The sequence below is a fragment of the Nitrososphaera sp. genome (assembly GCF_036397675.1).
GTDB lineage: Archaea > Thermoproteota > Nitrososphaeria > Nitrososphaerales > Nitrososphaeraceae > Nitrososphaera.
Window position 1 is genome coordinate 26,794 of the sequence record NZ_DASWIL010000023.1, and the last position, 26,234, is coordinate 53,027.

The following is a 26,234-nucleotide window of genomic DNA, read 5'->3' on the forward strand; positions in this document are numbered from 1 at the left end:
CTAGCGGAGGTCTAGGTGCTTCATTATGGACTTGCGCAGGAGGGGCATCCTGGCAGCCGCGGTCGAAAGCAAGTCCGCCGTTTCGTCTCTGTCAGGTTGCCGCCCGTTTCTTGATTCAAAGAGCGCCATGAAGTTGCCAAGCACGATACCCGATATCAGGCCGTACGCAAAGTCCTCTATGTCGCCCTGCCTTGGCACCATCTTTCGCGCAAGGTCCACCGGCACACTTGGATCCCTTGCCGCCGCCCTTATCAGTGCCTCAAGCTCGCGCCTGTCCACCCCCGTCAGGCCCATGCCTACATTGCTGGCAGGTGGGTATTTGACCCTAACTTTTTTAATGGCATTATTGTAGCACTCACACAACAAATGTCTTCTAGTAACAGTTGCACCGTGGTCCTGCTGGAGCTGGGCCTAGTAGCCTTTGACGGCGCAGGAAACGTAGCCGCCGCAAGGAAGTTTGACAGCGCGCTGCGCTCGTACCGCCTCCTGAAAAGTGGGGGCGCGCCGGACGAGATCAAGCCCTTTGTGGACAGCTTGCGCTCATTTGATGCCATAGCCGTCAACGACGCGAGCGTGGAGCTCATGCTGCGCCAGGCCGGCCTCAACACGCATCTGATGTCTGAAGAAAAACAGCAGGAATTCCAGGCAAACAAGCCCGACTACGTCGTCAAGGCCGGCTTTGCTGCAAGCCCTGCAGAGGCCATGCAGGCGCTGCGAGAATTTGCAATCGAGTTGTCGTCGTCGCGCGTAAAAGAGGCGTCGGAGAGGCTCGACCTTCATATCGTCCAGTCGATAAACGCGCTTGACGAGCTTGATAAGATAATCAACACCATAGGGACCAGAATGAGGGAGTGGTACGGGCTCCATTTCCCCGAGCTTGACAACCTGGTGCAGAGCCTGGTGGCCCACGCCGAGATAATCAGCAGGGCAGGCCTGCGCGACAGGATAACGAACGAGGTCCTAGAGAGCGCCGGCTTTCAGAACAGGAAGCTGGAGATAATCCTTGACGCGGCAAAGAGGAGCAAGGGAGGGGACATGACTCCGGAGAACCTTGCAATAGTGAAAAAGCTGGCCGACCAGGTGATACTGCAATCAGATCTCAGACGCGTGCTTTCAGATCACATCGAGGCTGCCATGGAGGCAGTCGCTCCAAACGTCAAGGAACTATTGACGGCGGCCGTGGGCGCGAGGCTGATAGCCAAGGCCGGCAGCCTTGCGAGGCTTGCTATGCTTCCAGCAAGCACGATACAAGTTCTGGGCGCTGAAAAGGCGCTGTTCCGGGCGCTCAAGACAGGCGCCAACCCACCCAAACACGGCATACTCTTCCAACATCCATTGATACATTCGGCGCCAAAGTGGCAGAGGGGCAAGATAGCAAGGGCCGTCGCGTCCAAAGTTGCTATAGCGGCGAGGATCGACTTTTACCGCCACGAGGGCAGGGACGCCGCCATCAGCGAAAAACTGAACATTAGGCTTGAAGAAATCCGCGAAAAGTACAAGGAGCCGGTGCCAGAGAAAGAGCGCAAGAGGAAAAACCAGGAGCACGAGCGCCGCGAAGGAGCAGGGGGCCCCAGGCGCGGAAGCTTTGGCGGCGGAAGGCGTGGATACGGCAGCGGAGGAGGTCTTGACAGAAGAGGCGGCCGCGAAAGGGGCTTTGGAGGGCCAAGCAGGGGCGGGCCGGGAAAGGACCGAAAACGCTTTGGAAAACGACGGTATTAAGTGGATTTACGTCGCAGGCGAAAAGCACGCGGCGACGCTAAATCTTGTTCCGGGAAACAGCGTCTACGGCGAAAAGCTGGTCAAACAGGGAGGCGAGGAATACAGGTTATGGGATCCGTACCGGAGCAAACTTGCCGGCGCGATGCGCAGGGGGCTGAAGGACGTGCCAATCAGGCACGGCACCAAGGTGCTTTATCTTGGCGCCTCGACCGGGACGACTGTGAGCCACGTCTCTGACATTGTAGGCAATGCCGGAATCGTGTTTGCAGTAGAGCCCGCGACGCGGGTTGCACGCGAACTGATAGAGAACGTAGCGTCAAAGCGCAAAAACGTCGTCCCCGTCCTTGAAGATGCAAGGAAGCCCCGGTCATACTTTTCCGTTTTCGGCAAGGTCGACGTCGTGTACTGCGACGTTGCGCAGCCGGACCAGACCGATATTGCCATCGCAAACTGCCAGGCTTACCTGAAGCCGGGCGGGATTATGCTCCTTGTCGTGAAAACGCGTAGCATCGACGTGACTATGGACCCAAAAGCAGTCGTGATCCAGGAGGCAAAAAAGCTGGAAAAGGCCGGCTTTGCGGTCGACCAGATAATTAACCTCGAGCCGTTTGATAAGGACCATGGTATGATATACTGCGTCTTCAAGCCCTAGACCCGCGCCCTTTGCTCAAGCCCCTCAAGGAGGAGCCTCATCGGCTTCCACGACTTTCTGGCAAACACGGGCGCGCACTTTTTGCGCGCAACCCAGTTGCGGATGAAGAGCATTGTCTTTTCGTCCGACGGGTAACCAGAGCCGATGTTGCGGTGTTTTTTCTTCAACTTTTGTATTTCAGAGTCGCGCGTAACCTTGGCAAGTATCGACGCTGCAGACACTGCGACGTTTATCCTGTCTGCGTGGTGCATGGAATGTATCTTGGGGCATTCTTCAAGATGGCTTGCAATATGATCGCGGTAACGTCCGGGGTTTGTGTCGCAGCAGTCCACGTACACTTCGTCTGCTCTGATACGGGTTATGACGTGAGCCATCGCCTTTGCCTCGAGCCTGTTCAAGCCTTTCAGGAGGACGCTGCTGTCAATCTCGGCAGTGTCGATGGCGTGGACGTGATAGTGATCCGCGACGCTCTTTATCTCGTCGACCAGCCTTGCGCGGGCCGTCGGCGTCAGCAGCTTGGAATCGCGGACGCCCATCTCTTTCAGGTTGGTAAGCCTTGACTGCCGCACGCTGACGCCAGCGACAACAAGCGGCCCCAGGATGGAACCCCTGCCAGCCTCGTCTACGCCTCCGATAAGCATAAGCTGTCAATGTGAGCTATGGGGTAGCTATTATGAATTGCGCTTGACAATAAATAACGCCACCGCCCTGACCTCTGCGTGGAAGGGTTTACTGAAATAGTCGAGGGGAAGACCAAGTTGCTCGTCCCCGCGCTGTCGCTGACAGAGAGGGTTCCGCCCAAGACCCCCGCGTTCTTCAACCCTGCCGCAAAACTCAACCGCGACCTCTCGATACTTACCTACCGCGTCTTTGCACCCCGACTAAAAGAGCGGACGCTTGCTGACGGGTTCACCGGCGTGGGCGCCCGGGCGCTGCGTGTCGCAGTCGAGGTGCCGGAGATAGAGCAGGTGTATGGCAACGACGCCAACCCGTCCGCGATTGAAGCCGCAACAAAGGCGGCTGAACTGAACGGCGTTTCTTCAAAATGCCGGTTTTCCGTGGACGAAGTGTGCAAGTTCTTGCTGAAAGGCAACTACAAAGAAGAGCGCTTTGGCATTATCGATCTGGATCCATTTGGTACGCCGGCAAGGCACGTCGACTGCGTGCTTCGCGCCGTCCTTGACAGCGGGCTTGTCTCGATAACCGCCACCGACACCGCAGTCCTGTGCGGCGTCTACCCAAAAGTCTGCCGTAGGAGATATTACGGCAGGCCCCTCAACAACAGCTACGGCAACGAGACTGCCATCCGGCTCCTTACCTCGCTGATAGCGCTCACAGCTTCCAGACTCGAGCTTGCGATAAGGCCGGTGTTTGCGCACGCCACCATGCACTACCTCCGCGTCTACGCGCAGGTGGCGGTGAGCTCAAGCGAGGCAAACGACGTCTACAGCAACCTTGGCTACGTGCGCCACTGCTTCAACTGCGGCCACAGGCTTGCTGTAACTGAATACGAAATGGACAAGTGTGAGCTGTGCCAGCACGGCATGAGGACTGCAGGGCTTCTCTGGACTGGGCCGCTGCAGGACCGCGAGCTTGTTGCAAAAATGGCAGAAGGCGCCGACGAAAAATGCAACAAAGTGCTTGACGCGGCTGCAGGCGAAATAGACGTTCCATACTATTTCAAGGCCGACGAGATATCATCAAAGATGCGCGCAAGCCCGCACTCTATAGCTAAGATAATAGAAAAACTGCAGGCTGCAGGTTACCGGGCGTCAAAGACATCGTTTAACACCGGCGCCTTCAAGACCGACGCCAGAATAGACCGGGTGTTGCAGGCGCTCAGTTGAAGCTGACGGGACTGACGGGGATCGCCGATGCGGCGAGCTCGACCTGTTCTTCTGAATTCTGCCTGTACGTATCAAGATTAGCCTCGTCGGGGTTCCTGTCACTTGCCCTCACTATCATATCCATCTCGTCAAGGTAGCTTGAGTAGCTGTCAAGCGCACCCCCGTAGTGGCCAAAGCTTGCCTGCCACTCTTCCGGGGGCCTGGCGGCGGCTAGCGCGCCGATCATCTCTGCGACGTCTGCCTTTGCGTCGGCAACGGTGCGCAGCATCTGCGAGGAGTCTACGTCGCCAGCTTTCCATTTATCATATTCAAACTCTACCTCGGCGCCAAGGTTCTGGTGCCGGGTGTATATCGACCCAAATGCCTCATCGTTCCGGAAACTGTTGATGTTGTCGGCAGTCACGTCCCGGCCAGAGTTGGCCGCGTTGGGTTCGCCCTGCGGGCCGAACCAGACTAACATGCTTGCGCCTATCACGCCGACAACTATGGCCGCCGTAATCGCGATCCCCTTTGCGCTTGCCAAATTGCGGTATTGTAAAATGGCACCAAATAAAAATATACTCTATCTTCGAACACATGGCATATGAGCACGCAGCCGGCACTTGGCAGGATAGTATACAGGGAGGATCTGACACCTGACCTTGCAATACTGAGGATACAACCCGATGACTCGAGCCCCGTCCCGGAATTCAAGCCCGGCCAGTTCGTCACGCTCGGGCTAAAGCTAGACGGCAGCGACAAGGTAATAAACCGTGCGTACTCGCTTTCGTCGCCCCCGGAAGAAAAGCGATACTTTGAACTGTACATCAAGTGGGCTATGGAGCCGGTTCCCGGCAAGTTTACCACCGCGCTGTTCAACATGAAGGTCGGCGACACGCTGTACTGGCGCAAGCCAGCCGGCGCCTTTACAATTGAGGACAAAAAGGCCGATGGCACGCCTGACGACAGGGCGCTAGTCCTCGTTGCGTCAGGCACGGGCCTTGCGCCGTTTGTGAGCTACGCGCTGCACCTGAAAGCTGCAGGCTCGAAAAGGAAGGTCGTCGTCCTGCACGGGGCAAGGAGCATCAGGGAGCTGGGCTATCGGGAGCTTTTCGAGGGCATGGCAAAGGAGAATTCCAATTTTGTCTACCTACCGACCGTGAGCAGACCACGCGACCCGGCGTCGCAGGGCTGGACCGGCCACACGGGCAGGGTCGAGACGCTACTGGTGCCAAACGGCGGCATGTCGGAGCTGGAACGGGCGGTCGGGCACAGGTTGGCGCCGGAAAACGCGTTTTTCCACATATGCGGCTACCAGGGCACGATTGACAGCGTCATTGCCATCCTGCAGCCGCTAGGGTTTGTGAGCAACAGGAGCAGGCGCAAGGACGGCTCGTTTGACATCAAGATAGAAACGTACGGCTAGAAAGCCTCATTACACTCTTTACACAAGGAAACGCAGTTGTACGCGGCAAGGACCACGCCTTATCAGGGGTCGCTCATGGTGGATATATGCGACCTTGCGCTCATCGGTAGCAAGCTGGAGCAGGACGGGCTTGTCATCAACCTTGAAAGAGAGTATTTCCAGCAGGAGGTCATCGAGAGCGACCACGCAGGCGACCTTCTCAAAAAGTGCGTTATAGCAAACCTAGTGGGGAACAGCATAGTGGCCCAGGCCCTTGAGATGGGCATGGCAAATGAGGCCTCGGTGAAGCGCGTATCGGGCGTGCCATTTTTGATGATCTTCAAGTTCCAGCAAATGTGATGTCTACGGGAGAGCGGCCAGACGACGAGAAAGTTAAGCAAGTGACTGTGCTGTATAAGAAGGGCAAGCTGGTGTACGCCGACCTCTCCGAATACATCATATTCGAGCCAGAAAGGTGAGCTGATGCTCTTTGACTTTAACTCGGCCGTTGACAGAAGGCCCCCAATTCAAAACAGTTTTTAATCCGCGACGTTCAGAACGTGAACAGGTTCTTTGCCAAGCGGGGCATCGGCCTGCTTGACACGGACCGGCTCATAGAGATATCGACATGACCTTTTCACACACGGTCAAGATCCCTCAGGAGAGGATAGGAGCCCTGATAGGCAAGAGCGGCAAGGTAAAGCAGGACATAGAGAAAAAGTGTGGCGTCGCAATAGAGGTGGACAGCGAGTCCGGCGACGCGATGGTAAAGGGCGACAGGCCGGTGGAGCAGATGGAGATTTTCAAGGCCGTTGAAATCGTGTCGGCAATAGCGCGTGGATTTTCGCCCGAGCGCGCAATGCGCCTGCTCAGCGAGGAAGAAATCTACCAACAGCTGGATCTCCGGGACTACGCCGGCAAGTCGCCAAGCGCCCTTGCCCGGATAAGGGGCAGGATAATAGGCGAGGGCGGAAAAGCGCGCCGGACAATAGAGGAGCTGAGTGGCGCCTACATCTCCGTGTACGGCCACACCGTTGCGCTCATCGGGACGTACCATGAACTTCGCCTGGCGACAGACGCCATCGACCTGCTTGCAAGGGGGAGCATGCACAAGACCGTCTACAGCATGCTGCAGGAGGCGCGCAGGCGCGACAAGGAAGACAAGATGCGCCTGTGGGAAGACAACAAAGAACTCTAGACTTTCTGGATCTTTATCGTGAGCACGCCGTTGCGATACTTGTAGTCGGATATGCCCATTTCGGTTGTCAGGTCCAGCTGGACATCTTTAGAAAAGTTCTGGCCGCCCTTTATGCGGAGTATGCCGGCCGCAAGCCTCACATTTATCTTGTCCTCGGGGCCTGGGACTTCTGCGACGAACACCATCTCGTCGTTGCTCTTGATGAGGTCGTACACCCAGTCTTTTTGTTCCACTTCTCGTGGCACCGTCTTTTGATCCTCGGACCTTGATATCTTGCGCAGCTCCCAAACCCAGTACACGACGAGGCCCGCCGCTATTGTAATCAGGATAAAGCTTGCGCCATCTTGGCCGCCCCGGGATGCCAAGACGTACATGCCGCCTACCAACATCATGGCTAAAAGAGGGATCACGAAATTGACCGGACGGCTGGAATAAGTCTTCTTGTACCTAGCTATTCCAGTCCACCCCTGTAGACATCCACAATTTAATTACCAAAAAGAGATTATAAAACCTTATAGAATCAAAAGTCCGTTCCCGTCTTTTCGCCCCACCTTTTGAAAAGCTCGTGCTGTATCCCAAACTGGTCGAGCACCTTGCCCACTACGTGGTCTATCAGGTCCTCCATCGTCTTGGGGCGGTGGTAAAAGCCCGGCATCGCAGGCATGATGACGACGTTTGGCAGGCCTGCAAGCTTGCTCATGTTTTCCAGATGTATCCTTGAGAGTGGCGCCTCCCTTGGCACCACGACCACTTTTCTTGATTCCTTGATGCAGACGCCGGCGGCCCTTGCCACCAGGGTGTCGTCAAGCCCGTTTGCTATGCCGGCAAGAGTCTTCATGCTGCACGGAATGACTGCCATGCCGTCTGTACGGAACGAGCCGGATGAAACAGGCGCGGCCATGTTGGCATCGTCGTACACCTTGGTCGCAAGCGACCTGACGTAATCGCCATCTTTGTCCGTCTCTATCCTGATGGTCTTTTCGCCCCACTCGCTAAGGACGAGGTGCGTCTCGACGCCCAGCCTTTTGAGCACCTCAAGCGCCCTTATGCCGTATATCACGCCCGACGCCCCGGTGATTGCAATTACGAGCCGCACAAGGGAATGTCGCGCCGTTTGTTATTTAATGTCACCGCCTGCCAGCTAGGCATATATGTCAAATCCAGTCGCTGCAAGGGCGTGCTGACTGTCTTTGGCACTATGGCCCTTGACACCACCCGGACGCCGTTTCGGACAGAGGAGCGCATTGTTGGCGGGGCCGCCACATTTGGCTCGCTTGCCGCAAGCGCGTTTACAAAGACGGCTATGGTGGCGGCGATCGGCGAGGACATGCCGGGCGACAACATCCTAGCGCTCCAGAAAAAAGGTGTCGACACCAAAGGGATAGTGACAGTCAAGGGGGGCAGGTGCTTCCACTACGACTCTTCCTTTGACTATAACCTGTCGAGCAGGACGACGCTGAAGACGGAGCTCAACGTCATTGCCGATTTCGATCCCGTCATCCCTGAACAGTACGCAAAATCCGAGTACGTCTACCTTGCCAACAACGATCCCGTCCAGAACATCAAGATCCTAAAGCTCTTTGACAATCCGAAGCTCGTAGTATGCGACACGATAGAATACTGGATCCAGACCGCGCCCAACAAGGTCATTGAGATGATAGGCAAGACAGACGGCGTGGTGATAAACTACAGCGAGGCAAGATTCCTCTGCAACGAGGCCAACCTTGCCAAGTGCGCCAAAAAGATACTGTCACTTGGGCCGAAGTTTACAATAATAAAAAAGGGTGAGCACGGTGCCGTGCTCTTTGACAAGGAGGGGCAAGTATTCCCCGCGGCCGCGTTCTTTCTGGATGAAATCATGGACCCGACGGGCGCAGGCGACTCGTTTGCAGGGGGATTCCTGGGCCACGTCGCGCGCAAGGGCCGCTCTGACTTTCGCACGATGAAAGAAGCAGTCATCTACGGCAACGTCATGGGATCGTTTGCCGTGGAGGACTTCGGCATCAATCGCCTGCTTGCATTGACCCAAAATGACGTCGAGGGGCGCTACGAAAAATACCGCAACCTTGTGCAGTTCTAACAAAAATAAATACCACTCTGTGTATCTTGAGGCATGGGCAAGACCGAGAAGAAGATTCTGGGCAAGAACGCTCAAGTCATTATTGAAACGCTGAAAAAGGCGTACTCTGACGAAATGCGGATCTTCCACTACTTTTGGTACGTCGGCATAAACATGGAAGGAATCGGGCTCGTGACCTATGTCCCGGCATTGAAGACGCAGGCAACCGGCGAGCTGATGCACGCCGAGCTTTTGGCCAACCGGATCTCTGAACTCGGAGGCAAGGCCCCGAGCAACCCGTCAGAGTGGGAGAATCTGAGCACTATTGGACCTCTTGATCCGGTAAAGCATCTGACGCTCCGCTTGGCCCTAGAGCGTGCCACTAAATTCGAGGGCAAGGCTGTAGAAAATTACAACGCGCTTGCGAAAAAGGCGCTGGAGCTTGGCGATTACGTGACATACAACCTTGCCACGACGATACTTACCGACGAGGTCAAGGACGAGCAGCATACCGAAGATATCCTGATGTCGCTGGAAGTCAATTAATGGCAGTCAACCTTGCAAATGTCGAGGCGGCTATAGTCGAGGAGCTGAAGATAAGCCCCGAGGAGGCCCGGGCGTTTGTCGCTATAGTAAAGGGCGGCAAGATGGACGCGGCCCGGATTGCAAAAGCAACTAGCCTTGATGAGCAGCGCGCCCACGGGATAGCGGCGTCGCTTGTCGGCCGGGGCATGGCGATAGAGCTCACAAAGACCGAGTTCGAGTCGCTCCACCCCCGGTTTGCGATAACAAACCGCTACAGGCGCCGGTGTGTCGAGGACGGCATACCGTTCAAGAAGAACCTCAGGGTGGACAACATTGGAATCGTGCTTGAAAAGCCCTATGAGGATGCAAGGACTAAATAGCCGCGGAGCCGCTGAAAAAGCATGGCTACTTCTGACCCGACCGGTGGAGACAAGGTCGTGTATTTTGGGGTTATCAACATAAACGAGGGCGGCAGGACGCTCGGCTCTGTTGACGTGTGGCGTAGCCTGCTCACAAAAGAGATGTTTTGCGAGGAAAAGCGCCTCGGGATACTTGAGATAGTAGACTATATCGGCATGCCCAAGAAAAAGCCAGAGGAAGAGTGGGCAGTCGCAGTCAACCGCGCAAAAAAGGGGCACCTGCGCTGGCGACTTGTCAAGCTGATGAAAGAGGGCAGGTTCAAGTTCGAGGACGCCGACGACAAGCCGGTCGAAGTGGATGTTAAGAACCATACCATCAAAGATCGGGAGTGGTGGAGCTTTCTTGTCAAGGAAAACGTCAACCGCAACATGGAAGTGGACGGCAAATGATGCACTCTGACGACATCCCGGTGACCGTGTTTGTAAGGAGCACGTCCGGGAGCGAGGTTGCAAGCAAGCTGACCGGATATTTCGTCCTCAAGGGACAGGAATTCAGGTTCAGGGCAATCGCGTTTGGGCGCATAGGCGGGCACAACGCAAGCGTCACAATATCAAAAAACACTCTTGCAAAGGTGGCCAAGATGGGCTTTGACCCGGACGCGCTTATCATGACCATACAGCGCAAGATAGTTGAAGGCGACGTGACGCTCCCGGAAGGGATAAGGCCGCCGTCAGAGTAGTGCCCCTTCAAGCGCGCTGCCGCAGGTGCATTTTGTGCGTTCCAGCGGGACGGCCGGTATCAGCTCTGCCACCATCTTTTTGGTCTTTTCCACGTTCTTGTGCAGCGTTTCAATGACCTCTCTGGAGCTCACTGGTATGTCTGCCCATACGTCATAGTCGGTGACAGTAGCTATTGAGAGGTAGCAGATTTCTCCCTCGCGGGCAAGCGTGCACTCGGGCACGAGTGTCATGCCTATAATGTCTGCCTTCATCACGTCGCGGAAAAATTTCGACTCTGCCCTTGTTGAAAAACGCGGGCCTTCAATGCAGACGTACGTCGCGTTGCCTTGGAATTCAAAGCCGAGCTTTTTGATTGCCCCTGTAGCGATGTCACGCAGCTCCGGACAGAACGGGTCTGCCATTGACACATGAGCAACCTGCCCGCCGTCATAGAACGTGTAATCACGGCCCTTGGTAAAGTCTATGAATTGGTCCGGGAGCGCGATGTGGCCGGGTTTGTAGCCCTCCTTCAGGCTACCGACGGCGGAAGGCGCTATTATGCGCTTGACGCCAAGCTCCTTGAGAGCCCAGACGTTTGCCCGGGCGTTTATCATGTGAGGCGGCACTCTGTGGCCCTTGCCGTGCCTCGGCAGGAACGCGACTTTTCTGCCGGCATACTCGCCTACCGTTATCAGGTCAGAGGGTTCGCCGTAGGGTGTGTGGATCTTGATCTCTTTTTTGTCCGAAAAGAGCCCCGAGTCGTAGACGCCCGTGCCACCGATTATGCCAATGTCTGCCTTTTCCATCAGTCGTACACCACCAGCGACTCGACTTTATAGCCCATTTCGCGCAGCCTGTCTGCGCCTTTCAACCCGGCAAGCTCTATCACAAACGCAAAGCCGGCGACCTTGCCACCAAGCTCCTCTACCAGCTGCGCCGCCGCGACAGCCGTTCCGCCCGTAGCTATCAGATCGTCTGCAATCAGTATGTTGTTTCCCCTTTTCACGGCGCCGTTCTGTATCTCCATAGTCGCGCTTCCGTACTCGATGTCGTACGATTTCTTTATCGTGTTGCCGGGGAGCTTGCCCGCCTTTCTTATCATGACTACACCCTTGCTTGTCTTCATGGCAAGTGCCGTAGCGACGATAAAGCCTCTCGATTCGATGCCGGCGACAGAGTCGAATTTCGACCTTGGAAACGTCTTTGAGAACGCGCCGGCCACATACTTCAAAGCGCCAGCGTTTCTGAAAACCGGGTTGATGTCGCGGAACAGTATGCCCGGCTTGGGGAAGTCCGGGTGCTTGGTTATTATCCTGTCAAGGTTCAACTTGGCAGCCACGCAAAGTAGGCGCTTTGTGGCTCTAAAAAAGATTGCGAAGTCAGCCGTGGCTTACCGGCTCCTTTATACGGTCGTCATGCGAAACATCGCCGTGGTAACAGAGCGGCAGGCGGAGTTCCGCGCAAAGGTGGCCGGCATAAAGGACTTTGACGAGGCGTTCGGGATGGTAAAGTCTGCAGTCTTTGAGAAGTTCAAAATGCATAGGGCGGGGCTGAGCCTCATATTGCAGGTTATGCCCACCAACCTTGGAGCCTATCATATCCTTGGCTCCAACGTGATAGTGATGAACAGCTACGTGCTTGCAGCCATCAGGCAGTTGTCAGGCTGTGACAAGGAGTACAACGCCTACCTTTTCATGGTGCTTGCCCACGAGTACCTGCACAGCTTGGGCCTCGTCGACGAAAATACCGTCAGGCAGATGACCTACGAAATGTGCAAGGAGATCCTGGGCGAAGACCACGGCTCTACGAAGATGGCCAAGGAAGACCCGTCGTCGCTGTTCCCGCAGCTGCGCTCGATGGTGCAGACACAGTTCGGGCGAGAATTCCATGTAATCAAGGATTTCGACAAGGCAGGCCAGTCGTACATACAGTGACTAGGTGCCCGTACTTGCCTCGCGCTTCTTTTTCTTAGACTTGCCGTAGTAGACCATCAGCCCCATGCAGATAAAGCCGATGAATTCGGGGATGATGAAGAGCCAAAACCTCTTTTCCGGAGGCGCGTAATAATCAGCAAGTGAAGCCACCGGGCCGCCAACGAGCCCTCCAAACAGCCCTGCCATGATGTCGGCGGTTATGACCTTCTCTCGGTCCACGTGCAGCCATACGCCGCGCCCGCTTTAAGATTTCCAGATCTGGCACTTAGTCTGTACTAAATTTCCAGCGAAAAACCGCCGAAATACCCAACTTCTTACTATAATAGTGGTGCTGAACGTATAAATAAGAACATGCCGAAGTACGTCATCATGCCAATAAAGAGCGGGGCCGAGTACATCGAGAGCCTCAGGGGTAGGAAGCTCAAGGTATATCTTTTCGGACAGCAGGTAAAGGAGCCGGTGGATCACCCAATGATCCGGCCATCCATCAACGCGGTGGCGGCGACCTACGACCTAGCAAACGAGGAGCCAGAGATGGCGTCAGCAAAATCATCGCTTTCCGGCCTTTCCGTCAACCGCTTTCTACACATAGCCGAGAGCGCCGCGGACCTGGTCAACCAGAACAGGATGCAGCGCCGGCTCGGGCAATTAACAGGCACGTGCTTCCAGCGCTGCGTGGGCATGGACGCGCTAAATTCACTGTATTCGACGACTTTTGAAATCGACCAGAAGCACAAGACAGCGTACCACGGCCGGCTCAAAGAGTTCATCAAAAAGATGCAACACGAAAACTATGTCATTGGCGGCGCAATGACTGACGTCAAGGGCGACCGCAGCCTGTCGCCGTCGCAGCAGCCAGACCCTGACATGTTCGTGCACATTATCAAAAGAGATGCAAAGGGAGTCTACATAACGGGCGCAAAGGCGCACCAGACCGGCTGCATCAATTCCCACTGGATAATGGTCATGCCGACTATGAGGCTAAAGGCCGAGGACAAGAGCTACGCGATTGTCGGCGCTGTGCCGGTGGACACGCCTGGAATCACCTACATCTATGGCAGACAGTCGTGCGACACCCGGAGCATGGACGACGGCGACATGGACGCAGGCAACAGCAAGTTCTCTGGCCAGGAGGCCATGATAATCTTTGACAATGTGTTCATTCCAAATGAGCTGATATTTATGGACGGCGAGTACGAGTTCGCGGCCATGTTAGTCGAGCGCTTTACGTGCTATCACCGCCGCTCGTACGTGTGCAAGACTGGCCTTGGCGACGTGCTCATTGGCGCGGCGGCTGCCATTGCCGACTACAACGGCGTCACGAGCGCCTCGCACATTAAGGACAAGCTGGTCGAGATGACGCACCTCAACGAGACGATATTTGCTGCAGGCATCGCCTCGTCGTATCAGGCGCACCAAACGGCTTCGGGCAACTGGCAGAATGACGACATGCTGGCAAACGTGTGCAAACACAACGTCACACGATTCCCGTACGAAATAGGGCGCCTTGCGCAGGACATTGCCGGCGGGCTCATGGTCACCATGCCGTCTGAGCGCGATTTCAGGAGCCCGGAGACGGGGCCGCTGCTTGAAAAGTACCTGAAGGGAAGAAAGGGCGTTTCCACCGAAAACAGGATGAGGATACTCCGCCTGATAGAGAACATGACGCTTGGCAGGAACGCCGTGGGATACCTCACAGAGTCAATGCATGGCGCCGGCTCGCCCCAGGCGCAGCGCATCCAGATTGCGAGGCAGATGCAGCTGGAGTACAAGAAGAGGCTTGCCAAGAACCTTGCCAACATCGACGAAGGCGAGGCGGCGGAATTGGCGACAGAGAACTCGGAATACTTTGACAAGATATTCGGGGCAAAAACCAAGTAACTTCCTTTCCTCTGCTTACTTTTTGTAAGCATCTTTAAATAGCTCGATTCCCATTTACGGTCATGCCTCGACCAGTGCATTTCGACATTACGGCGGACAGCCCTGAAAGGGCGATAAAGTTCTATCAGGTCGTGTTTGGGTGGAAGTTTCAGAAGTGGGACGGCCCCATGGACTATTGGATGGCAACCACTGGCGATGAGAAGGAGCCGGGAATAAACGGCGGCATCTCAAAGAGGGGGCCCCAGGGCATGTCCAACATGAACACAATTGGCGTGCCGTCTCTCGAAGACTTTGCAGGAAAGGTCCAGAATAGCGGCGGCAAGGTGCTTCAGAAGATGCCAATACCCGGCGTCGGCTTTTTTGCAACATGCCAGGACACCGAGGGCAACATGTTCGGCATAATCCAGGAAGACAAGAACGCCAAGTGAGCGCCCCGGCAGGTGCAATTCGGGCGCCTGCCGAAAAGGATTATTTATCAGTTTAACGTAAAAATAGCATCTTAGAGGTTGTTGCTGATTGAAACTTGACGAAGCACAGATTGAAGACCTTACCGGCAAGGTTTTCAGGACCATTATCTCAAACGGCAAGGACGGCATACTGCAGTCCGAGCTGTGGAAGGAGCTCGACCTGACGAGCAGGGACGGCTCGCGGGTCGCTATCAGGCTGGAGCGTAGATCCCTTATAAGGAGGGAAAAGATGCTGGAAAACGGCCGGTGGACCTACAAACTTTTTGCGACAAAGCTTCCGATAGACACGGCAAGCGTCGAGAACGCACCGTGCCTCACGTGCCCCGTGGAGCACATGTGCTCCCTTGACGGCTCGTACAGCCCGATCACGTGCACCTTAATAGAAACCTGGCTCCTTTCGTCGCTTGACGTGGCAAATCATAAAAAACAGGACGCAGAAGAACCGAAATGAGGCTTGCAGACGCCAAGCGGGACCACTACCGCAAGCTGGCCCGAGACCAGGGTTTTCGGAGCAGGGCCGCGTACAAGCTCAAGCAGATAAACGATTCTTACCACATTCTCAAGAAGGGCCACAGGGTGGCCGACATAGGCTGCGCCCCCGGCGGCTGGCTGCAGGTTGCAGTCAGTGAGGTTGGAAGTTCAGGCAAAGTGGCCGGCATGGACCTCAAGGCGGTAGAGTCGGTTGCAGGGGCCGCCATCCTGCAGGGGAGCATTGACGACCCGGCGGCCGTCAACGGCCTCATCGAGGCGCTTGGCGGGCGCGCAGACGTCATTCTATCGGACCTTGCGCCAAACATCAGCGGCATGTGGGAGGTGGACCACGCAAGGCAGATCGACCTCACGAGGAGCGCCCTTGCGCTTGCGAGGCAGGTTTTGGGCGGTGGCGGAAGCGCGGTTTTCAAGGTGTTCGAGGGTGAGTTCCTGAACGAGCTGAAAGACGAAATGAGAAAAAGCTTTGCCAAGGTGCTCGTCAGCAAGCCCCAGGCAAGCCGGCAGGAAAGCAGCGAGATGTACCTGGTCTGCCTCAACTTTCGCCCCGCGTGAGGGCAGCATTTTGAAATACACGGTTTCCCCTTGGCTTTGGTTGATTAAATTAATTAAGCTGTACAGGCACCTGTAAAACGCGGCGACATGCCACATCAGCCCTTTGACTATGAGCGGAACCACAAGATGGAAGTTCCAAAGGGTCCAGAAGCAGCCCAGAGCCGACTTCTTGTACTTTGCATCGACAGGGACGACGACATCGGCTCAAAGGGGGGCATAGAGACGCCCGTCGTAGGCCGCGACCAGTGCATCAACGCCGGCACCCGGCTTGCCATTGAAGACCCCGAGGACGCCGACGCAAACGCTATCTTTGCTGCCGTGAAGCACTATGAAGAGCTTGTAAGCAAGGGCTACGCTGTTGAGGTCGCGATAGTGGCAGGCAAGTTCAACCGCGGGATTGAAGCCGACGAAAAAATCAGCCGCGAGGTCAAGGCAATACTTGAAAAATACGACGCCACAGGCGCAGTCATAGTATCAGACGGCGAGGACGACGAGACCGTGCTCCCTGTCATACAGTCAAGGCTGCCTGTCGTGTCGGTGCAGCGCATAATAATCAGGCACAGCAGGAGCGTGGAATACTCGTACGCCATCTTTGGCCGCTACGTTAAGGCCATGATGTACGACCCGCAATATTCAAAGTTCATCCTGGGCGTGCCCGGGGCATTGCTTTTGGCAGGAGGCCTTGCGGTCGCGTTTGAGCAGACCAAGTGGCTGACAGTCATGATACTTGCTATTCTGGGCGGCGCGTTTGTAGTCAGGGCGTTTGACATAGACAAAGCGGTGAGCTCTGTCAGCAAGATGGGGCCGACCGACTTTATCAAGCTGTTCTCTGTGATAGGAGGCATCCTCATCATACTTGCAGCCATCGCGACCGGCATCTCGAGCATACCACCGAACATTCCGGTGCAAGAGATGTCTGCACTTGAGATACTCAGCAACAAGGACGTGGTAGGGAGCTTTGCCAAAGGCACGATAACACTCATGTGGATAGGAATAGCCACCGTGCTTGGCGGCGTATTTTTGGGCAATTGGCTCAAGGGCAGCTCACGTGAAGTGTCCGACATCCTGCGCCTCGTCGTGCTGGGGCTGCTGTACATACCAATGGTCCAGTTCGCCTCGATACTGACGGAAGGGACCAGCCCGTTCACGCTCATCTCGTCGCTCCTGATAGGGCTTGCAGTGTCGCTGGTGGCCGCCGCGTTCTTCTACCAGCGCTACAAGCACAGGCATGCACGCGATTCCGTGAAACACTAAATAACGCGCCATTTTCAAAAAGAGCGATGCCCGAGCACGGCGAGCACGACGCGCAGGTGCACAAATGGTTCTGCGGCTACTGGATGACCCCGCACGAGTGGGAGGACGTTCATGACTATGCGCCCCTTGCAACCGAGCAAGAGGCCGGGGACGATTTTCAAGGATAAAATATACAAACAAGCCCGACGACACCATTACGTGGTTGACGAGCGGTCAGCTGGGGCGGTCCTCTTTAACGCAGGCGGCCACGAGCCGGATTACCTGCTCTTGCACTACACGGCAGGTCACTGGGATTTCCCCAAGGGCAACATAGAGGCCGGCGAGACCGAGAGGCAGACCGCAATCAGAGAAATACGAGAAGAGACAGGCATAACGGATGTCACGTTCATCGAGGGGTTCAGGCAGGTCGTGTCCTACAGGTACAGAAAGGGGAGGCGCGTCGTGAGCAAGGAAGTTGCACTTTTCCTAGCACAGACAAAAACAAATGCCGTGGTCATATCGCACGAGCACATCGGTTATGCTTGGAGGAAATACGACGATGCCATGAAGCAGCTCACGTTTAAAAACGCAAAGAACCTGCTGGCCGCGGCGAAGGCATTCATGCAGAAAATGCCCGCATGACTGCGTCTTTCATCTCGCGGGCCTGCTTGGCAGGATCCTTTGCCTCGATTATAGCCCTGCCGACTATCAAGTAGTCCGAGCCGTTCTTAGCGGCGGCAACTGCATCCGCGCCCTGCGCACCAACGCCGGGCGAGTACACGTCGATAGGTACTCCGAGCTCTTTCTTTTTCATGCTTATCTCTCTCAAGATCTCGGTCTGGGTGGCGCCGATGATGACGCCGTCCGCCTGCGCGGTGATGGCCCTTCCAAAGAATATCCTGTACATCATGTCCTCGCTTGTCTCAAGGCCGTACCCTTCGGAAGCGTCGGGGTGGCTCATGTAGACGAGCGCAATCACACCCATATTCTTCTTGTGGGCCATCTGCACAAGCGACGTTAGGGTGTTCGTGCCCATGAACGGGTTTGCAATTACCGCGTCAAAACCCATTATCTTGAGCTGCTCAAGCGCGACCTCGTTCGTGTTGTCTATGTCGTTCAGCTTGATGTCCGCTATGCACTGCAGGCCGGATTTGTGCGCCAGCTCCGTTATTTCTTTGATCTGGCTGGAAGACAGTGGCAGGAGCAGGTGGAAGTTTATCTTGACTGCGCAGACATGGTCCGAGACGCCCTTAATGTTTCCAGTGGCGTACTTCAGGTTGCTTTTGCGCGACACGGGATCCAGCGCGAGAATTATCCTGCTCTTCTTTGCCGCCCTTGCCATACGCTCTGAAAAGCTAGTCATAGGACTTTACCAGCGGGTGGTCCGCTGCGAGCCTCACTACCTTCAAGTAGATGTAGCCGTGCTCGTCGAGCGATGAGGTGAACGCCGGCTGCTCGGCCTTCTGGCTGGAGTAGCGCAGGAAAGGCTCCTGCATGGCGCTTCCTAGGAGCACGTAGTAATAGTACGACTGCGAATCGTTCTCGGACACGCTCATGGGCGTCCCGATTATGATCTTGCCGCGCTCTTTTGACATGAAGAGCGGGAGCGGCGCCTCTTCGAATATCGTCTTGTACGCCGCCACCTTGGCAAGCGACGCCAGGTCTGACAGCTTTATCACCGTGTACCCTGCTTTTTTCTCGACCTTGGCGAACTTGGAAAGCGCCGGCGGGAATTTCTCCACCCGCAGAATAGGTGAGTAGACAAACGTCGGGTTCCCGACCGAGTCTGCAAGCGTGACTTCCTCGACGCCACTTGAGACCCTGTAGGCGAGGTACTGCGCCTTGCCCGCGTCGACCTCGGCGTAATATATGACCGGCCTGCCGTCCAGGACGTCGTGCTGGGCCGCAAGAACCATTTTTCCACCCAGCTTGAGCGAGAAAGCCGGCATAGGGACCCGTTCGAGCGCACACACGAGCCTCCCAAAGTCCTTCAGGTCTGCCAGCGCAATGTAACATGGGGCCTTCAGCCGCAAATCGCCATTGGTTTGACGCGTACAGTATTAAAGTCATCCGCCCTTTCCATTTCTATTGGACCGGCTTGGCGAGCTTGTGCAGGCTGTAGGCGAGTACCTGGACAAGGATTTGCTGTGGCGCGCTTACGTGGCAGTCGAGTCCGCGATACTTGACGTCAAGATGCGCCACAGCTTAGAGCTCGAAGAGCCGCCTGTTCCTCCAAAGAGGACCGCAAAAAAGGACGACCTGCTTGCTGACGCCAAATCGCGGTTGTCGAGGCTTGACGTTGCCGGGGACAAGAAGAAACTGCTCTATGAATTGCGCGCCTGCCGAGACGCGCTCAAGGCCGCGCTTGCGAAATCCTAGCGCCTGTCCACGACGTCGTCAAGCTCCGGCCCCGTTCCGACGAGCGTGACTTTGACCCCGAGCTCGCCCTCGATTTCTTCGATGAACTTCCTGGCTCCTGCAGACATCTTGGCATAGTCGCGGACCTTGGCGCATTCCGGAAACAGCACGTCCATCTTGGTCACCGCAAGCTGCGTCGCGCTGTTCAACCTGACTGCGCGCTTGGCAAGCCCAAAGTCAAAGGGCGCCGCTCTGCGCTGCCTGCCAGTCACGCTGCCAAACTCGAGCCAGCCGCGCCTTTTGGCCTCCTCCTCTGAAAGCTCGTTTTCAAGAGGCCCGCCGCCCACCCTAGTTACGTAGGCCTTGAAGACGGCGAGCACGTCGTCAACCCGCTTTGGCCCGATGCCGACATCAGAGCATATCCCGGACGCAGTCACGTCCTTTGAGGTGACGTAGGGGTAGCCTCCGTGGAACAATGAAAGATATGTTCCTTGCGTGCCCTCGACGAGCACCTTCTCGCGGGCCTCAAGCGCGTAGTTGACCGAGTTGCTGACATCCTCGATGTAAAGCGAAAGCTCGGGCACGTCTCTTGCAAGCTTTAGCGTGCGGAGCGCCCTGTCGGCGTTTGCCGGCCCCGTGCCGGTACCCGTCGTCCCCACCTTGCTCTTCAGATGATCCTCTGAGTTGTCCCGGTCGATATGCGACTGCTCTATTATGCCGCACTGGGCGTCAACATACGTCCTGTCGTCTGCATTGAACATGGCTATTTCGTTCAACAAAATTTGCGGGTTGACAAGCACGCCGGCTCCAATCAAAAGCCGCGTGGTGGGGTTTAGCGCGGCGCTAGGCAGCATCCGAACTTTGTACTCCTTGCCCTTAAACGCAAAAGTGTGGCCGGCGTTTGGCCCGACGCCACCCCTGACCGCGATTGAAGGGTTATCACGGTTGGCTAGGTACGCCACGATCTTGCCCTTTCCCTCATCACCGAAAAATCCACCGACTGTCACAAGGCATGGCATGGTTTGCTTTCCATTGCGTTGTTATTTAATTCCTCTGGGGAGAGGAATAAATTGAGCCAGCTCCGAAAAGGCGGCGTGGGCCAGGATCCAGGGGGCGCAGCCGGCAACATCATCCAGATACTTGCAAACCTGCCGGACTTTCTGCGCAGGCCGATGCTGCAAAAAAGGCTGAAAGAGTTTTTCGACATGGGCGAGCAGGAGAGACAGGACACCATTGCGCTCGCACTTTCCGCAGCGCCGACGATAGAGCCCGCAAAACTTTCGGTACTGGTCAAGACGTGGCTTGAGGTGCTTGCCGGCTTTGAGGCAAGCCAGCGCACCGCGATATTCTCGACCTACTGCAAGCAGATACTCTTGCAGCCAGAATCGCTACAAAAGCTGAACTTTCAGACGCTCACCGCGATGTTCCTGTCGCTTGGAGAGCGGGAGCGCCAGATTCTGGCCGATTCGTTCAAGGAAGTGCTTTTTTCGCTGCCAAAAAGAGAGAGACTGCTAGCTCAGATACCGGAACAATCTAAAAAGGCTCTGGGACTAGTGTGATGGCGGCTGCTCGGGGTTTTTCTGAACCTCGCCTACGCCCTTTTCAAGCCCAAAGAACGCCCGTTCGTACTTGCGGAGTGCTTTTCTGTGCTCCGGCAGGGACATGTCTAGCCTGAGCTCGTTCATCACCATGACCGCGTAGGTGGTCCATTCCTTCCAGCACGTATTGCACGCCGGATACTTTTCTGCGGCAGGGTCCTCGTGGAGCTCCTCTATCGCCTTGCCGCACTTTAGGCAGGTCTTGCTCATCTGCAACTCTTTCGCGCTTGCCATTATTATAAGTTAGGCTAGAAAAGCGGCCTTCTCATCTTCGAGCCGCAGGCGCACCTGCTGCCCTTGACCTCGGCGCCGCAGGACAGACAGACGTACTTTATCTTAACGCCCTCTCCCTCGTAGCCCCGCCCGGTGGTCTGGCTGCCGAAGCCAAACGACCTAAGCGCCTTTTGCTGGCGCCACCTGATGAAAAACATCGCTGCCATGAAAATGGCGATGTTTGCGGTCATCCCTACAAGAAAGCCGAAATAGTATGTGAGCAGCAGTCCAGCACCAAGGCTGGCGCCAACGAATATAGCCTGCCTTTTCAGGACCGGCTTGAGGCTGCTGTCCATCAGATAAACTGCGCATCCTGCGCTTAAGAACTTTTTTCCAAAATAAGCCCGGATCCCGCCCTGACAAAGTTATTATATCTTCACGGCCAAGATCAGTCGATGAAGGTGCCCTGCCCGGACTGCAAGGAAATAGCCGAGCTGGCAGACGACTTTTCCTACGTCAGGTGCGCCGCGTGCGGATTTGACATGACCTATGGCGACTACGTAAAACACATTGCTTACAAGGACGCCCGGTACAAGGACATCCTGAGCGACTACAAGCATTAGGGTTATTAACTCTGCAAGCGTGCACCATTTCAGTTGGAGATCGAGCTTGCGACAAACCTTGCCGGCCTCGCGATTTCCATAATCATAGGGAGGTTTGCGTACGCCGGCTACGCCGCGGTCGGGAGCCCAAACCTGCTCCGCCTCACGCTTGCCTTCATCTCCATATCCGCCGGCTTTGTACTCATCGCAACGGCCCTGTTCGCCGGGCCCGCGTTTTCAGGGGCGATGAACACCAGCGGATTGGCGGCCCAGGCTGTGGGCTACTTTTTCATTGCCATGTCTCACGGGCTAAAGTCGTCGTCTGATTTTGTTCCGTCCCGGCACGTGGCGGCTCTTCTACTAGTCCCTCTGACGACCGCCCCCTTCATCATACCGGGTAATTCAATAGAACACCTCGTCAGGTCAATTTCTTTTATTCTATTAGTATATGTGTCGATCGAAACAATGGCATCTTATATGCAGACCAGGAAGAACAGCACCCTCATGATAGGTTCTGGTCTTGGCACATTGGCGGCGGCGGAGATCGTGGCTTGGTACGGCTTTATATTTCCAGGCACGTTTGCAATTCCTGCCCTAGCCGCCAAGGTGGCAGGCTTTGGCCTCATGTTCGTGCCGTTCTCAAGACTGGGACTTGGGAGAATGGAAAAAGTTGACGGGGTATAGGACGCACATCAGCATTATTGCAGACATACTCGACACGGCAAGAGAATACAGCTATGAAGGGCACGACAGGGGCGCCACTGTGACACACCTCATCCGCAGGGCAAACGTACCCCACGGGCGGCTCTCCTCACTCGTCTCGGAGCTAAAGGCGTCGGGGCTTTTGCAAGAGCTTCCCGAGGAGTCAAAGTACCGCATCAGCGAGAAGGGCATGGAATTCTTGAAGAGCTATCAGCAGTTCAAGGGCTTTGCCGAGGGCTTTGGCCTGCGGGTATAGGCGTTCTAAAAAGTATTGCAGCGCGGTTATTACTGCCGATGTTGAATTCCTGCAAAACGCGAAAAATGACAGCCTGCTATTCGTCGCCGTCGTCGTCAGCCGAGTCGTCGTCATCGTCGTCAAACTCGTCCTCAAAGTCGTCGTCTTCAGACATCCAGCTATACCGAAAATACGTTCGTTATAAGCATTATGTAACTATTTGATTTTGGCCATGATTATGCAGCTGCACGTACCGATGGAGCAGCGCCGGGCCTCCGTGCCGTCGATGCGAGCAAGTACGTACGTGTGGAGCTCCATCGGGTGGAGGCACTTGGCGCACAAGGGCTCGTTGTACGGCAACGCCGGTGTTGTGCAAAAGCTGCGTATTAAGATAGCTCCAGTCAGCTTTTTATATTCACAAACGGTTGATTCTGCAGTTATGGGCCGAGTGGAAAAAGGCGTTGCCTGCAGCGTAAGCGGGTGCCAGAACCCTGCGGAGCGCTCGATGAGTGGGAACAAGGCCGCCATGGCACCGGACATGGACCTTGGGGGCGCCAACCGCGTCTACCTCTGTCACGCGCACTACAAAGAGTGGAAAAAGGCTACCAAGGAAGATAGGGAGAACGAGCGAGCAAGATGGGGCTAATACAATAAATTAGCATGGAAGCGGTGACAGAATATGCGCCTCTTGCAGCTGCATTCAGACTTTATCGAGTACGAGCCGATTGAAAAAGAGATCAAGAGCGCCGAGGAAATCGCGTCCAAGGAAAAAATCAGGTTCGAGGACTTGGTGGTCGCGTTTGTGGCAGTCGAGGCCGGCGACGACGAGAGCGTTGCAAAAGCGGCTACTGTCGAGATAAAGAAGTACATGGACATGGTAAAGTGCCAGCGTCTTTTGTTGTACCCGTACGCGCATCTGAGCTCCGACCTAGCTCCGCCCGATGTTGCGGCCGTCATGGTAAAGACGGTAGAAACCTTTGCAAAAGAATCAATAGCCGAAGTGCACAGGTCGCCATTTGGCTGGACCAAGGCTTTCAACATAAAAGTCAAAGGTCATCCGCTGGCTGAAAACGCCAAGGCAATATCAAAGCATGCCGGTGACGTCCATCTTCACGAGCACAGTCACGACGAGAGCAGGGTCTCGACGGCGCTTGCAAACGAGGAGAAGCTAAAGTCGACGTGGTACGTCCTGCAACCGGGAGGCGTGCTGACTCCTGTCGCAGAATACAAGTTCAAGAAGCAGGACGCAAACCTGCAGGTTCTTACAAATTACGAGATCACAAAAAACAGGGCGGTCAACCAGCAGCCCGAGCATGTGCGGTTGATGAAAAAGATGGCTATCGCCGACTACGAGCCGGCGTCTGACGCCGGCAACATGCGTTTTTACCCGAAAGGCCGGCACATGAAATCACTGATAGAGCAGTACGTGACCCGCAGGGTCATGGAGTACGGCGGCATTGAGGTCGAGACGCCCATCATGTACGACTCGAAGCACCCGTCGATGGAGAGCTACTTCAACCGCTTCCCTGCGCGACAATATAACATCCAGTCTGACAACAAGCAGCTCTTTTTGCGATTCGCCGCGTGCTTTGGGCAGTTTCTGATAGCCAAGGATATGAACGTGTCGTACAAGCATATGCCTTTCAAACTCTATGAACTGACGCGGTATTCGTTTAGGCGCGAAAAGTCCGGCGAGCTTGTAGGCCTGCGCCGGCTGCGGGCGTTCACGATGCCTGACTGCCACGCCTTTTGCAGGGACATGGAGCAGGCAAAGGAGGAGTTCCGCAAGCGCTTCGAGCTGTCGATAAGCGTGATAAACGCGCTGGGCCTGCAGAATGAGGACATCGAGATGGCCATCAGGTTTACTGAAGACTTTTGGAACGAAAACAAGGCGTTCATCACCGAGCTCATCGATAAACTTGGGAAGCCGGTGCTCGCGGAAGTCTGGAAGGAGCGCTTTTTCTACTTCACACTAAAGTGGGAGTTCAACTACATCGACGGCCTTGCCAAGGCGTCGGCGCTATCCACCGACCAGATAGACGTGGAGAACGGCAAGCGCTACAACATTGAATACGTCGATGAGGACGGCACCAAGAAAAATCCGATAATCCTGCACAACTCGCCTTCGGGCGCTGTGGAGCGAGTGATGTATGCGCTGATGGAAAAGGCCGCAAAGGTGTCAAAGGCAGGTGGCGTGCCGTCGTTCCCCCTGTGGCTTGCGCACACGCAGGTTAGGGTGATATCGGTGAGCAAGGAGCACCTGCAGTACTGCGACAGCATACTTTTGCAGCTTACCTCAAACCAGGTTAGGGCTGATATCGATGACCGCGACGAATCGGTGGGCAAGAAGATCCGCGAGTCAGAGACAGAGTGGATACGCTATACAGTGGTAATCGGCGACAAGGAGTTGGCGTCAGGCAAGCTCGTCGTCAGGGACAGACTTGAGGGCAAGCAGCGCGAGATGACGATGCAGGAGCTCATTGACGAGATAACGACGCAGACAAAGGACAAGCCCTACCTTCCGCTGAACCTGCCGCGCTATTTGTCGTCAAGGCCGCAGATTATGGCCTAGAGTACCTGCGCGATAGTATCCTGAGCAACGTCTGCGTCGCAAGCGCGCCTTCCCTGTAGTCGTTGTTCTTCAGCCCGACTTCGACCATGTCCATCCCCACTAGGCGCGCCGTCGGATGTATGGCCTTGAGCAGGTACAGCGCCTGAAACGGGTCAAGCCCGTAGGGCTCTGGCGTCCCGGTGCACGGCACGTACGGCAGGTCGTAGACATCGATGTCAAACGAGATGTAGACGTTTCTGCCGGCAGTAGTCACCTTCAGGTAGCTCGCGACGCGCGAGATATCGTCATGCACCTGCCACGCGTCAAACGTGGTCACGCCGTTTTTGGCCGCAAAGTCGTTTTCCTGCCTGTCGGCCTGCCTTATCCCTATCTGCACAAGATTCTTGCCCGGCATGTGTTTCAAAATATGGTAAAAGGGCGTGGTGTGGCAGAACTCCATGCCCTCGTACTCGGGCTTCATGTCCCGGTGGGCGTCAAAGTGGACAACAAATGGCTTTTCGTCTGCAAGCGCCTTCAGCTGATAATATGACAATGTGTGTTCGCCCCCGAGCATCACCGGCACCTTGCCATCTTTCCTAAGCGCGCCGACGACCTCCGGGATCGTTTTATCAAGAAAAGCAAGCGTTTTCGCAACGCTTGCTTTTGGCATCTTCAAGTTGCCAAGGTCAAAAATCGAATTCATCTCGTAAATGTCTGCGCCTTCGTCGAGTACAAACGTCTCTATCTGGCGCGCCGAAGTCATCCTGATTGCCTCCGGGCCCCTTGCGGTCCCCTTACCAAAGCTGGTTGTGGCGTCAAGGGGAACCCCGTAGACCACCGTTTTAGCTTCTTTGAGCGAAACCCTGACCGGCGTGTCTGCAAAGCTGTAGCCTGCCTTAGTTTTTTCAGGAACTGTAAACAGGCGCATGAGCCGCGGTTCCACGGTGCAATTT

At 55.6% G+C, this 26,234-nt stretch carries 40 protein-coding genes and 1 pseudogene; 27 read left to right on the forward strand and 14 right to left on the reverse strand.

Translation table 11 applies throughout. The features are described from left to right. The gene (locus tag VGA14_RS04635; protein WP_331002580.1) at positions 1-294 is read right to left on the reverse strand and encodes a hypothetical protein; all 294 of its coding nucleotides are present in this window, start codon (positions 292-294) and stop codon (positions 1-3) included. A 72-nt stretch (positions 295-366) separates the two neighbouring features. Here VGA14_RS04635 and VGA14_RS04640 point away from each other — a divergent pair, with 72 nt between their 5' ends. Further along, the gene (locus VGA14_RS04640; protein WP_331002581.1) at positions 367-1,719 is read left to right on the forward strand and encodes a hypothetical protein; all 1,353 of its coding nucleotides are present in this window, start codon (positions 367-369) and stop codon (positions 1,717-1,719) included. Continuing rightward, positions 1,700-2,371, forward strand: a complete 672-nt coding sequence (locus VGA14_RS04645; RefSeq protein WP_331002582.1) for a fibrillarin-like rRNA/tRNA 2'-O-methyltransferase — start codon at positions 1,700-1,702, stop codon at positions 2,369-2,371. The genes VGA14_RS04640 and VGA14_RS04645 overlap by 20 nt, the downstream gene beginning before the upstream one ends. Here the strand turns inward: VGA14_RS04645 and rnhB are convergent. Beyond that, positions 2,368-3,012, reverse strand: a complete 645-nt coding sequence (gene rnhB, locus VGA14_RS04650; RefSeq protein WP_331002583.1) for a ribonuclease HII — start codon at positions 3,010-3,012, stop codon at positions 2,368-2,370. The genes VGA14_RS04645 and rnhB overlap by 4 nt on opposite strands. 78 nt (positions 3,013-3,090) lie before the next feature. Between rnhB and VGA14_RS04655 the strand changes: the two genes are divergently transcribed. Continuing rightward, positions 3,091-4,218 (forward strand): tRNA (guanine(10)-N(2))-dimethyltransferase, encoded by a 1,128-nt coding sequence (locus VGA14_RS04655; protein WP_331002584.1) that lies wholly within the window; start codon positions 3,091-3,093, stop codon positions 4,216-4,218. Here VGA14_RS04655 and VGA14_RS04660 read toward each other — a convergent pair. Continuing rightward, positions 4,211-4,741 (reverse strand): hypothetical protein, encoded by a 531-nt coding sequence (locus VGA14_RS04660; RefSeq protein WP_331002585.1) that lies wholly within the window; start codon positions 4,739-4,741, stop codon positions 4,211-4,213. The genes VGA14_RS04655 and VGA14_RS04660 overlap by 8 nt on opposite strands. A gap of 60 nt (positions 4,742-4,801) precedes the next feature. Here VGA14_RS04660 and VGA14_RS04665 point away from each other — a divergent pair, with 60 nt between their 5' ends. The 4 genes and pseudogenes from VGA14_RS04665 (at position 4,802) to VGA14_RS04675 (ending at position 6,800) form a co-directional block, all read left to right on the forward strand. After that, positions 4,802-5,623 (forward strand): ferredoxin--NADP reductase, encoded by an 822-nt coding sequence (locus VGA14_RS04665; protein WP_331002586.1) that lies wholly within the window; start codon positions 4,802-4,804, stop codon positions 5,621-5,623. Positions 5,624-5,659: 36 nt separating this feature from the next. Continuing rightward, positions 5,660-5,962, forward strand: coding sequence for a DUF424 domain-containing protein (locus VGA14_RS04670; protein WP_331002587.1), 303 nt, complete (start codon positions 5,660-5,662; stop codon positions 5,960-5,962). Between the two features lie 167 nt (positions 5,963-6,129). After that, positions 6,130-6,234: pseudogene (locus VGA14_RS09635) on the forward strand (serine protein kinase RIO); the annotation flags it as partial. Continuing rightward, on the forward strand, positions 6,231-6,800 hold the full coding sequence (locus VGA14_RS04675; RefSeq protein ID WP_331002588.1) for a KH domain-containing protein: 570 nt from the start codon (positions 6,231-6,233) through the stop codon (positions 6,798-6,800). The pseudogene VGA14_RS09635 and the gene VGA14_RS04675, both read left to right, overlap by 4 nt. Here the strand turns inward: VGA14_RS04675 and VGA14_RS04680 are convergent. Both VGA14_RS04680 and VGA14_RS04685 read right to left on the reverse strand, forming a co-directional pair. Continuing rightward, positions 6,797-7,192 carry an Hsp20/alpha crystallin family protein gene (locus VGA14_RS04680; protein WP_331002589.1) on the reverse strand — a complete coding sequence of 132 codons (396 nt, stop codon included), beginning with the start codon at positions 7,190-7,192 and terminating at the stop codon, positions 6,797-6,799. The genes VGA14_RS04675 and VGA14_RS04680 overlap by 4 nt on opposite strands. Before the next feature lie 128 nt (positions 7,193-7,320). Continuing rightward, positions 7,321-7,896 (reverse strand): UbiX family flavin prenyltransferase, encoded by a 576-nt coding sequence (locus VGA14_RS04685; protein ID WP_331002590.1) that lies wholly within the window; start codon positions 7,894-7,896, stop codon positions 7,321-7,323. An 81-nt stretch (positions 7,897-7,977) separates the two neighbouring features. Here VGA14_RS04685 and VGA14_RS04690 point away from each other — a divergent pair, with 81 nt between their 5' ends. The 5 genes from VGA14_RS04690 to VGA14_RS04710 are packed head-to-tail and all read left to right on the forward strand — an operon-like array spanning position 7,978 to position 10,483. Next, positions 7,978-8,880: a PfkB family carbohydrate kinase gene (locus VGA14_RS04690; protein ID WP_331002591.1), complete on the forward strand. Its 903-nt coding sequence runs from the start codon at positions 7,978-7,980 to the stop codon at positions 8,878-8,880. Between the two features lie 33 nt (positions 8,881-8,913). After that, positions 8,914-9,405, forward strand: coding sequence for a ferritin-like domain-containing protein (locus tag VGA14_RS04695; protein ID WP_331002592.1), 492 nt, complete (start codon positions 8,914-8,916; stop codon positions 9,403-9,405). Next, the gene (locus VGA14_RS04700) at positions 9,405-9,764 is read left to right on the forward strand and encodes a helix-turn-helix domain-containing protein (protein ID WP_331002593.1); all 360 of its coding nucleotides are present in this window, start codon (positions 9,405-9,407) and stop codon (positions 9,762-9,764) included. The genes VGA14_RS04695 and VGA14_RS04700 overlap by 1 nt, the downstream gene beginning before the upstream one ends. Positions 9,765-9,785: 21 nt before the next feature. Then, the gene (locus VGA14_RS04705) at positions 9,786-10,193 is read left to right on the forward strand and encodes a hypothetical protein (protein WP_331002594.1); all 408 of its coding nucleotides are present in this window, start codon (positions 9,786-9,788) and stop codon (positions 10,191-10,193) included. Beyond that, entirely contained in the window at positions 10,190-10,483 is a 294-nt protein-coding gene (locus VGA14_RS04710; RefSeq protein ID WP_331002595.1) for a hypothetical protein, read from the forward strand. The genes VGA14_RS04705 and VGA14_RS04710 overlap by 4 nt, the downstream gene beginning before the upstream one ends. On the opposite strand, the gene VGA14_RS04715 is transcribed toward VGA14_RS04710, so the two are convergent. Next, complete coding sequence (locus VGA14_RS04715; protein ID WP_331002596.1) at positions 10,475-11,269, reverse strand: S-methyl-5'-thioadenosine phosphorylase; 795 nt, start codon at positions 11,267-11,269, stop codon at positions 10,475-10,477. The genes VGA14_RS04710 and VGA14_RS04715 overlap by 9 nt on opposite strands. Next, positions 11,269-11,790, reverse strand: coding sequence for an adenine phosphoribosyltransferase (locus tag VGA14_RS04720; protein WP_414690223.1), 522 nt, complete (start codon positions 11,788-11,790; stop codon positions 11,269-11,271). The genes VGA14_RS04715 and VGA14_RS04720 overlap by 1 nt, the downstream gene beginning before the upstream one ends. 28 nt (positions 11,791-11,818) lie before the next feature. Here VGA14_RS04720 and VGA14_RS04725 point away from each other — a divergent pair, with 28 nt between their 5' ends. After that, positions 11,819-12,397: a hypothetical protein gene (locus VGA14_RS04725; protein ID WP_331002598.1), complete on the forward strand. Its 579-nt coding sequence runs from the start codon at positions 11,819-11,821 to the stop codon at positions 12,395-12,397. Here VGA14_RS04725 and VGA14_RS04730 read toward each other — a convergent pair whose 3' ends face one another. Next, a complete protein-coding gene (locus VGA14_RS04730; RefSeq protein WP_331002599.1) occupies positions 12,398-12,616 on the reverse strand; it encodes a hypothetical protein in 219 nt (72 codons plus the stop codon). It abuts the gene before it with no gap. Positions 12,617-12,766: 150 nt separating this feature from the next. Between VGA14_RS04730 and VGA14_RS04735 the strand changes: the two genes are divergently transcribed. From VGA14_RS04735 to VGA14_RS04765, 7 genes are all read left to right on the forward strand, one after another. Continuing rightward, positions 12,767-14,278, forward strand: a complete 1,512-nt coding sequence (locus VGA14_RS04735; RefSeq protein ID WP_331002600.1) for a 4-hydroxyphenylacetate 3-hydroxylase family protein — start codon at positions 12,767-12,769, stop codon at positions 14,276-14,278. 62 nt (positions 14,279-14,340) lie between these two features. After that, a complete protein-coding gene (locus tag VGA14_RS04740; protein ID WP_331002601.1) occupies positions 14,341-14,706 on the forward strand; it encodes a VOC family protein in 366 nt (121 codons plus the stop codon). Positions 14,707-14,794: 88 nt separating this feature from the next. Continuing rightward, positions 14,795-15,196 carry a transcriptional regulator gene (locus VGA14_RS04745; protein WP_331002602.1) on the forward strand — a complete coding sequence of 134 codons (402 nt, stop codon included), beginning with the start codon at positions 14,795-14,797 and terminating at the stop codon, positions 15,194-15,196. After that, the gene (locus VGA14_RS04750) at positions 15,193-15,789 is read left to right on the forward strand and encodes an RlmE family RNA methyltransferase (protein WP_331002603.1); all 597 of its coding nucleotides are present in this window, start codon (positions 15,193-15,195) and stop codon (positions 15,787-15,789) included. The genes VGA14_RS04745 and VGA14_RS04750 overlap by 4 nt, the downstream gene beginning before the upstream one ends. An 87-nt stretch (positions 15,790-15,876) precedes the next feature. After that, a complete protein-coding gene (locus tag VGA14_RS04755; protein WP_331002604.1) occupies positions 15,877-17,043 on the forward strand; it encodes a DUF373 family protein in 1,167 nt (388 codons plus the stop codon). Between the two features lie 26 nt (positions 17,044-17,069). Then, on the forward strand, positions 17,070-17,210 hold the full coding sequence (locus VGA14_RS04760) for a hypothetical protein (protein WP_331002605.1): 141 nt from the start codon (positions 17,070-17,072) through the stop codon (positions 17,208-17,210). A gap of 31 nt (positions 17,211-17,241) precedes the next feature. Further along, a complete protein-coding gene (locus tag VGA14_RS04765; RefSeq protein ID WP_331002606.1) occupies positions 17,242-17,664 on the forward strand; it encodes a bis(5'-nucleosyl)-tetraphosphatase in 423 nt (140 codons plus the stop codon). Here the strand turns inward: VGA14_RS04765 and pyrF are convergent. Both pyrF and VGA14_RS04775 read right to left on the reverse strand, forming a co-directional pair. Further along, positions 17,642-18,385: an orotidine-5'-phosphate decarboxylase gene (gene pyrF / locus VGA14_RS04770; protein WP_331002607.1), complete on the reverse strand. Its 744-nt coding sequence runs from the start codon at positions 18,383-18,385 to the stop codon at positions 17,642-17,644. The two genes, VGA14_RS04765 and pyrF, sit on opposite strands and share 23 nt — an antisense overlap. Further along, positions 18,378-19,055 (reverse strand): hypothetical protein, encoded by a 678-nt coding sequence (locus tag VGA14_RS04775; RefSeq protein WP_331002608.1) that lies wholly within the window; start codon positions 19,053-19,055, stop codon positions 18,378-18,380. The genes pyrF and VGA14_RS04775 overlap by 8 nt, the downstream gene beginning before the upstream one ends. 55 nt (positions 19,056-19,110) lie before the next feature. On the opposite strand from VGA14_RS04775, the gene VGA14_RS04780 reads away from it, so the two are divergent. Next, a complete protein-coding gene (locus VGA14_RS04780) occupies positions 19,111-19,401 on the forward strand; it encodes a hypothetical protein (RefSeq protein ID WP_331002609.1) in 291 nt (96 codons plus the stop codon). Here VGA14_RS04780 and VGA14_RS04785 read toward each other — a convergent pair. Next, on the reverse strand, positions 19,398-20,399 hold the full coding sequence (locus tag VGA14_RS04785) for an adenylosuccinate synthetase (RefSeq protein ID WP_331002610.1): 1,002 nt from the start codon (positions 20,397-20,399) through the stop codon (positions 19,398-19,400). The genes VGA14_RS04780 and VGA14_RS04785 overlap by 4 nt on opposite strands. A gap of 51 nt (positions 20,400-20,450) precedes the next feature. Between VGA14_RS04785 and VGA14_RS04790 the strand changes: the two genes are divergently transcribed. Continuing rightward, positions 20,451-20,939, forward strand: a complete 489-nt coding sequence (locus VGA14_RS04790; protein WP_331002611.1) for a hypothetical protein — start codon at positions 20,451-20,453, stop codon at positions 20,937-20,939. Here VGA14_RS04790 and VGA14_RS04795 read toward each other — a convergent pair. After that, complete coding sequence (locus VGA14_RS04795; RefSeq protein ID WP_331002612.1) at positions 20,931-21,188, reverse strand: Fe(2+)-trafficking protein; 258 nt, start codon at positions 21,186-21,188, stop codon at positions 20,931-20,933. The two genes, VGA14_RS04790 and VGA14_RS04795, sit on opposite strands and share 9 nt — an antisense overlap. Positions 21,189-21,226: 38 nt before the next feature. Then, positions 21,227-21,547: a hypothetical protein gene (locus tag VGA14_RS04800; RefSeq protein WP_331002613.1), complete on the reverse strand. Its 321-nt coding sequence runs from the start codon at positions 21,545-21,547 to the stop codon at positions 21,227-21,229. A gap of 99 nt (positions 21,548-21,646) precedes the next feature. Here VGA14_RS04800 and VGA14_RS04805 point away from each other — a divergent pair, with 99 nt between their 5' ends. The 5 genes from VGA14_RS04805 (at position 21,647) to VGA14_RS04825 (ending at position 25,302) form a co-directional block, all read left to right on the forward strand. Then, positions 21,647-21,814, forward strand: coding sequence for a hypothetical protein (locus VGA14_RS04805; protein ID WP_331002614.1), 168 nt, complete (start codon positions 21,647-21,649; stop codon positions 21,812-21,814). Between the two features lie 33 nt (positions 21,815-21,847). Then, positions 21,848-22,477, forward strand: a complete 630-nt coding sequence (locus VGA14_RS04810; RefSeq protein WP_331002615.1) for a hypothetical protein — start codon at positions 21,848-21,850, stop codon at positions 22,475-22,477. Continuing rightward, positions 22,464-22,751 carry a winged helix-turn-helix domain-containing protein gene (locus VGA14_RS04815; RefSeq protein WP_331002616.1) on the forward strand — a complete coding sequence of 96 codons (288 nt, stop codon included), beginning with the start codon at positions 22,464-22,466 and terminating at the stop codon, positions 22,749-22,751. Before VGA14_RS04810 ends, VGA14_RS04815 begins: the two co-directional genes overlap by 14 nt. A gap of 217 nt (positions 22,752-22,968) precedes the next feature. Next, the gene (locus tag VGA14_RS04820; protein ID WP_331002617.1) at positions 22,969-23,376 is read left to right on the forward strand and encodes a hypothetical protein; all 408 of its coding nucleotides are present in this window, start codon (positions 22,969-22,971) and stop codon (positions 23,374-23,376) included. Positions 23,377-23,409: 33 nt separating this feature from the next. Beyond that, positions 23,410-25,302 (forward strand): threonine--tRNA ligase, encoded by a 1,893-nt coding sequence (locus tag VGA14_RS04825; protein ID WP_331002618.1) that lies wholly within the window; start codon positions 23,410-23,412, stop codon positions 25,300-25,302. Here the strand turns inward: VGA14_RS04825 and speB are convergent. Next, the gene (speB, locus tag VGA14_RS04830) at positions 25,292-26,224 is read right to left on the reverse strand and encodes an agmatinase (protein WP_331002619.1); all 933 of its coding nucleotides are present in this window, start codon (positions 26,222-26,224) and stop codon (positions 25,292-25,294) included. The two genes, VGA14_RS04825 and speB, sit on opposite strands and share 11 nt — an antisense overlap. Positions 26,225-26,234 lie beyond the last annotated feature (10 nt).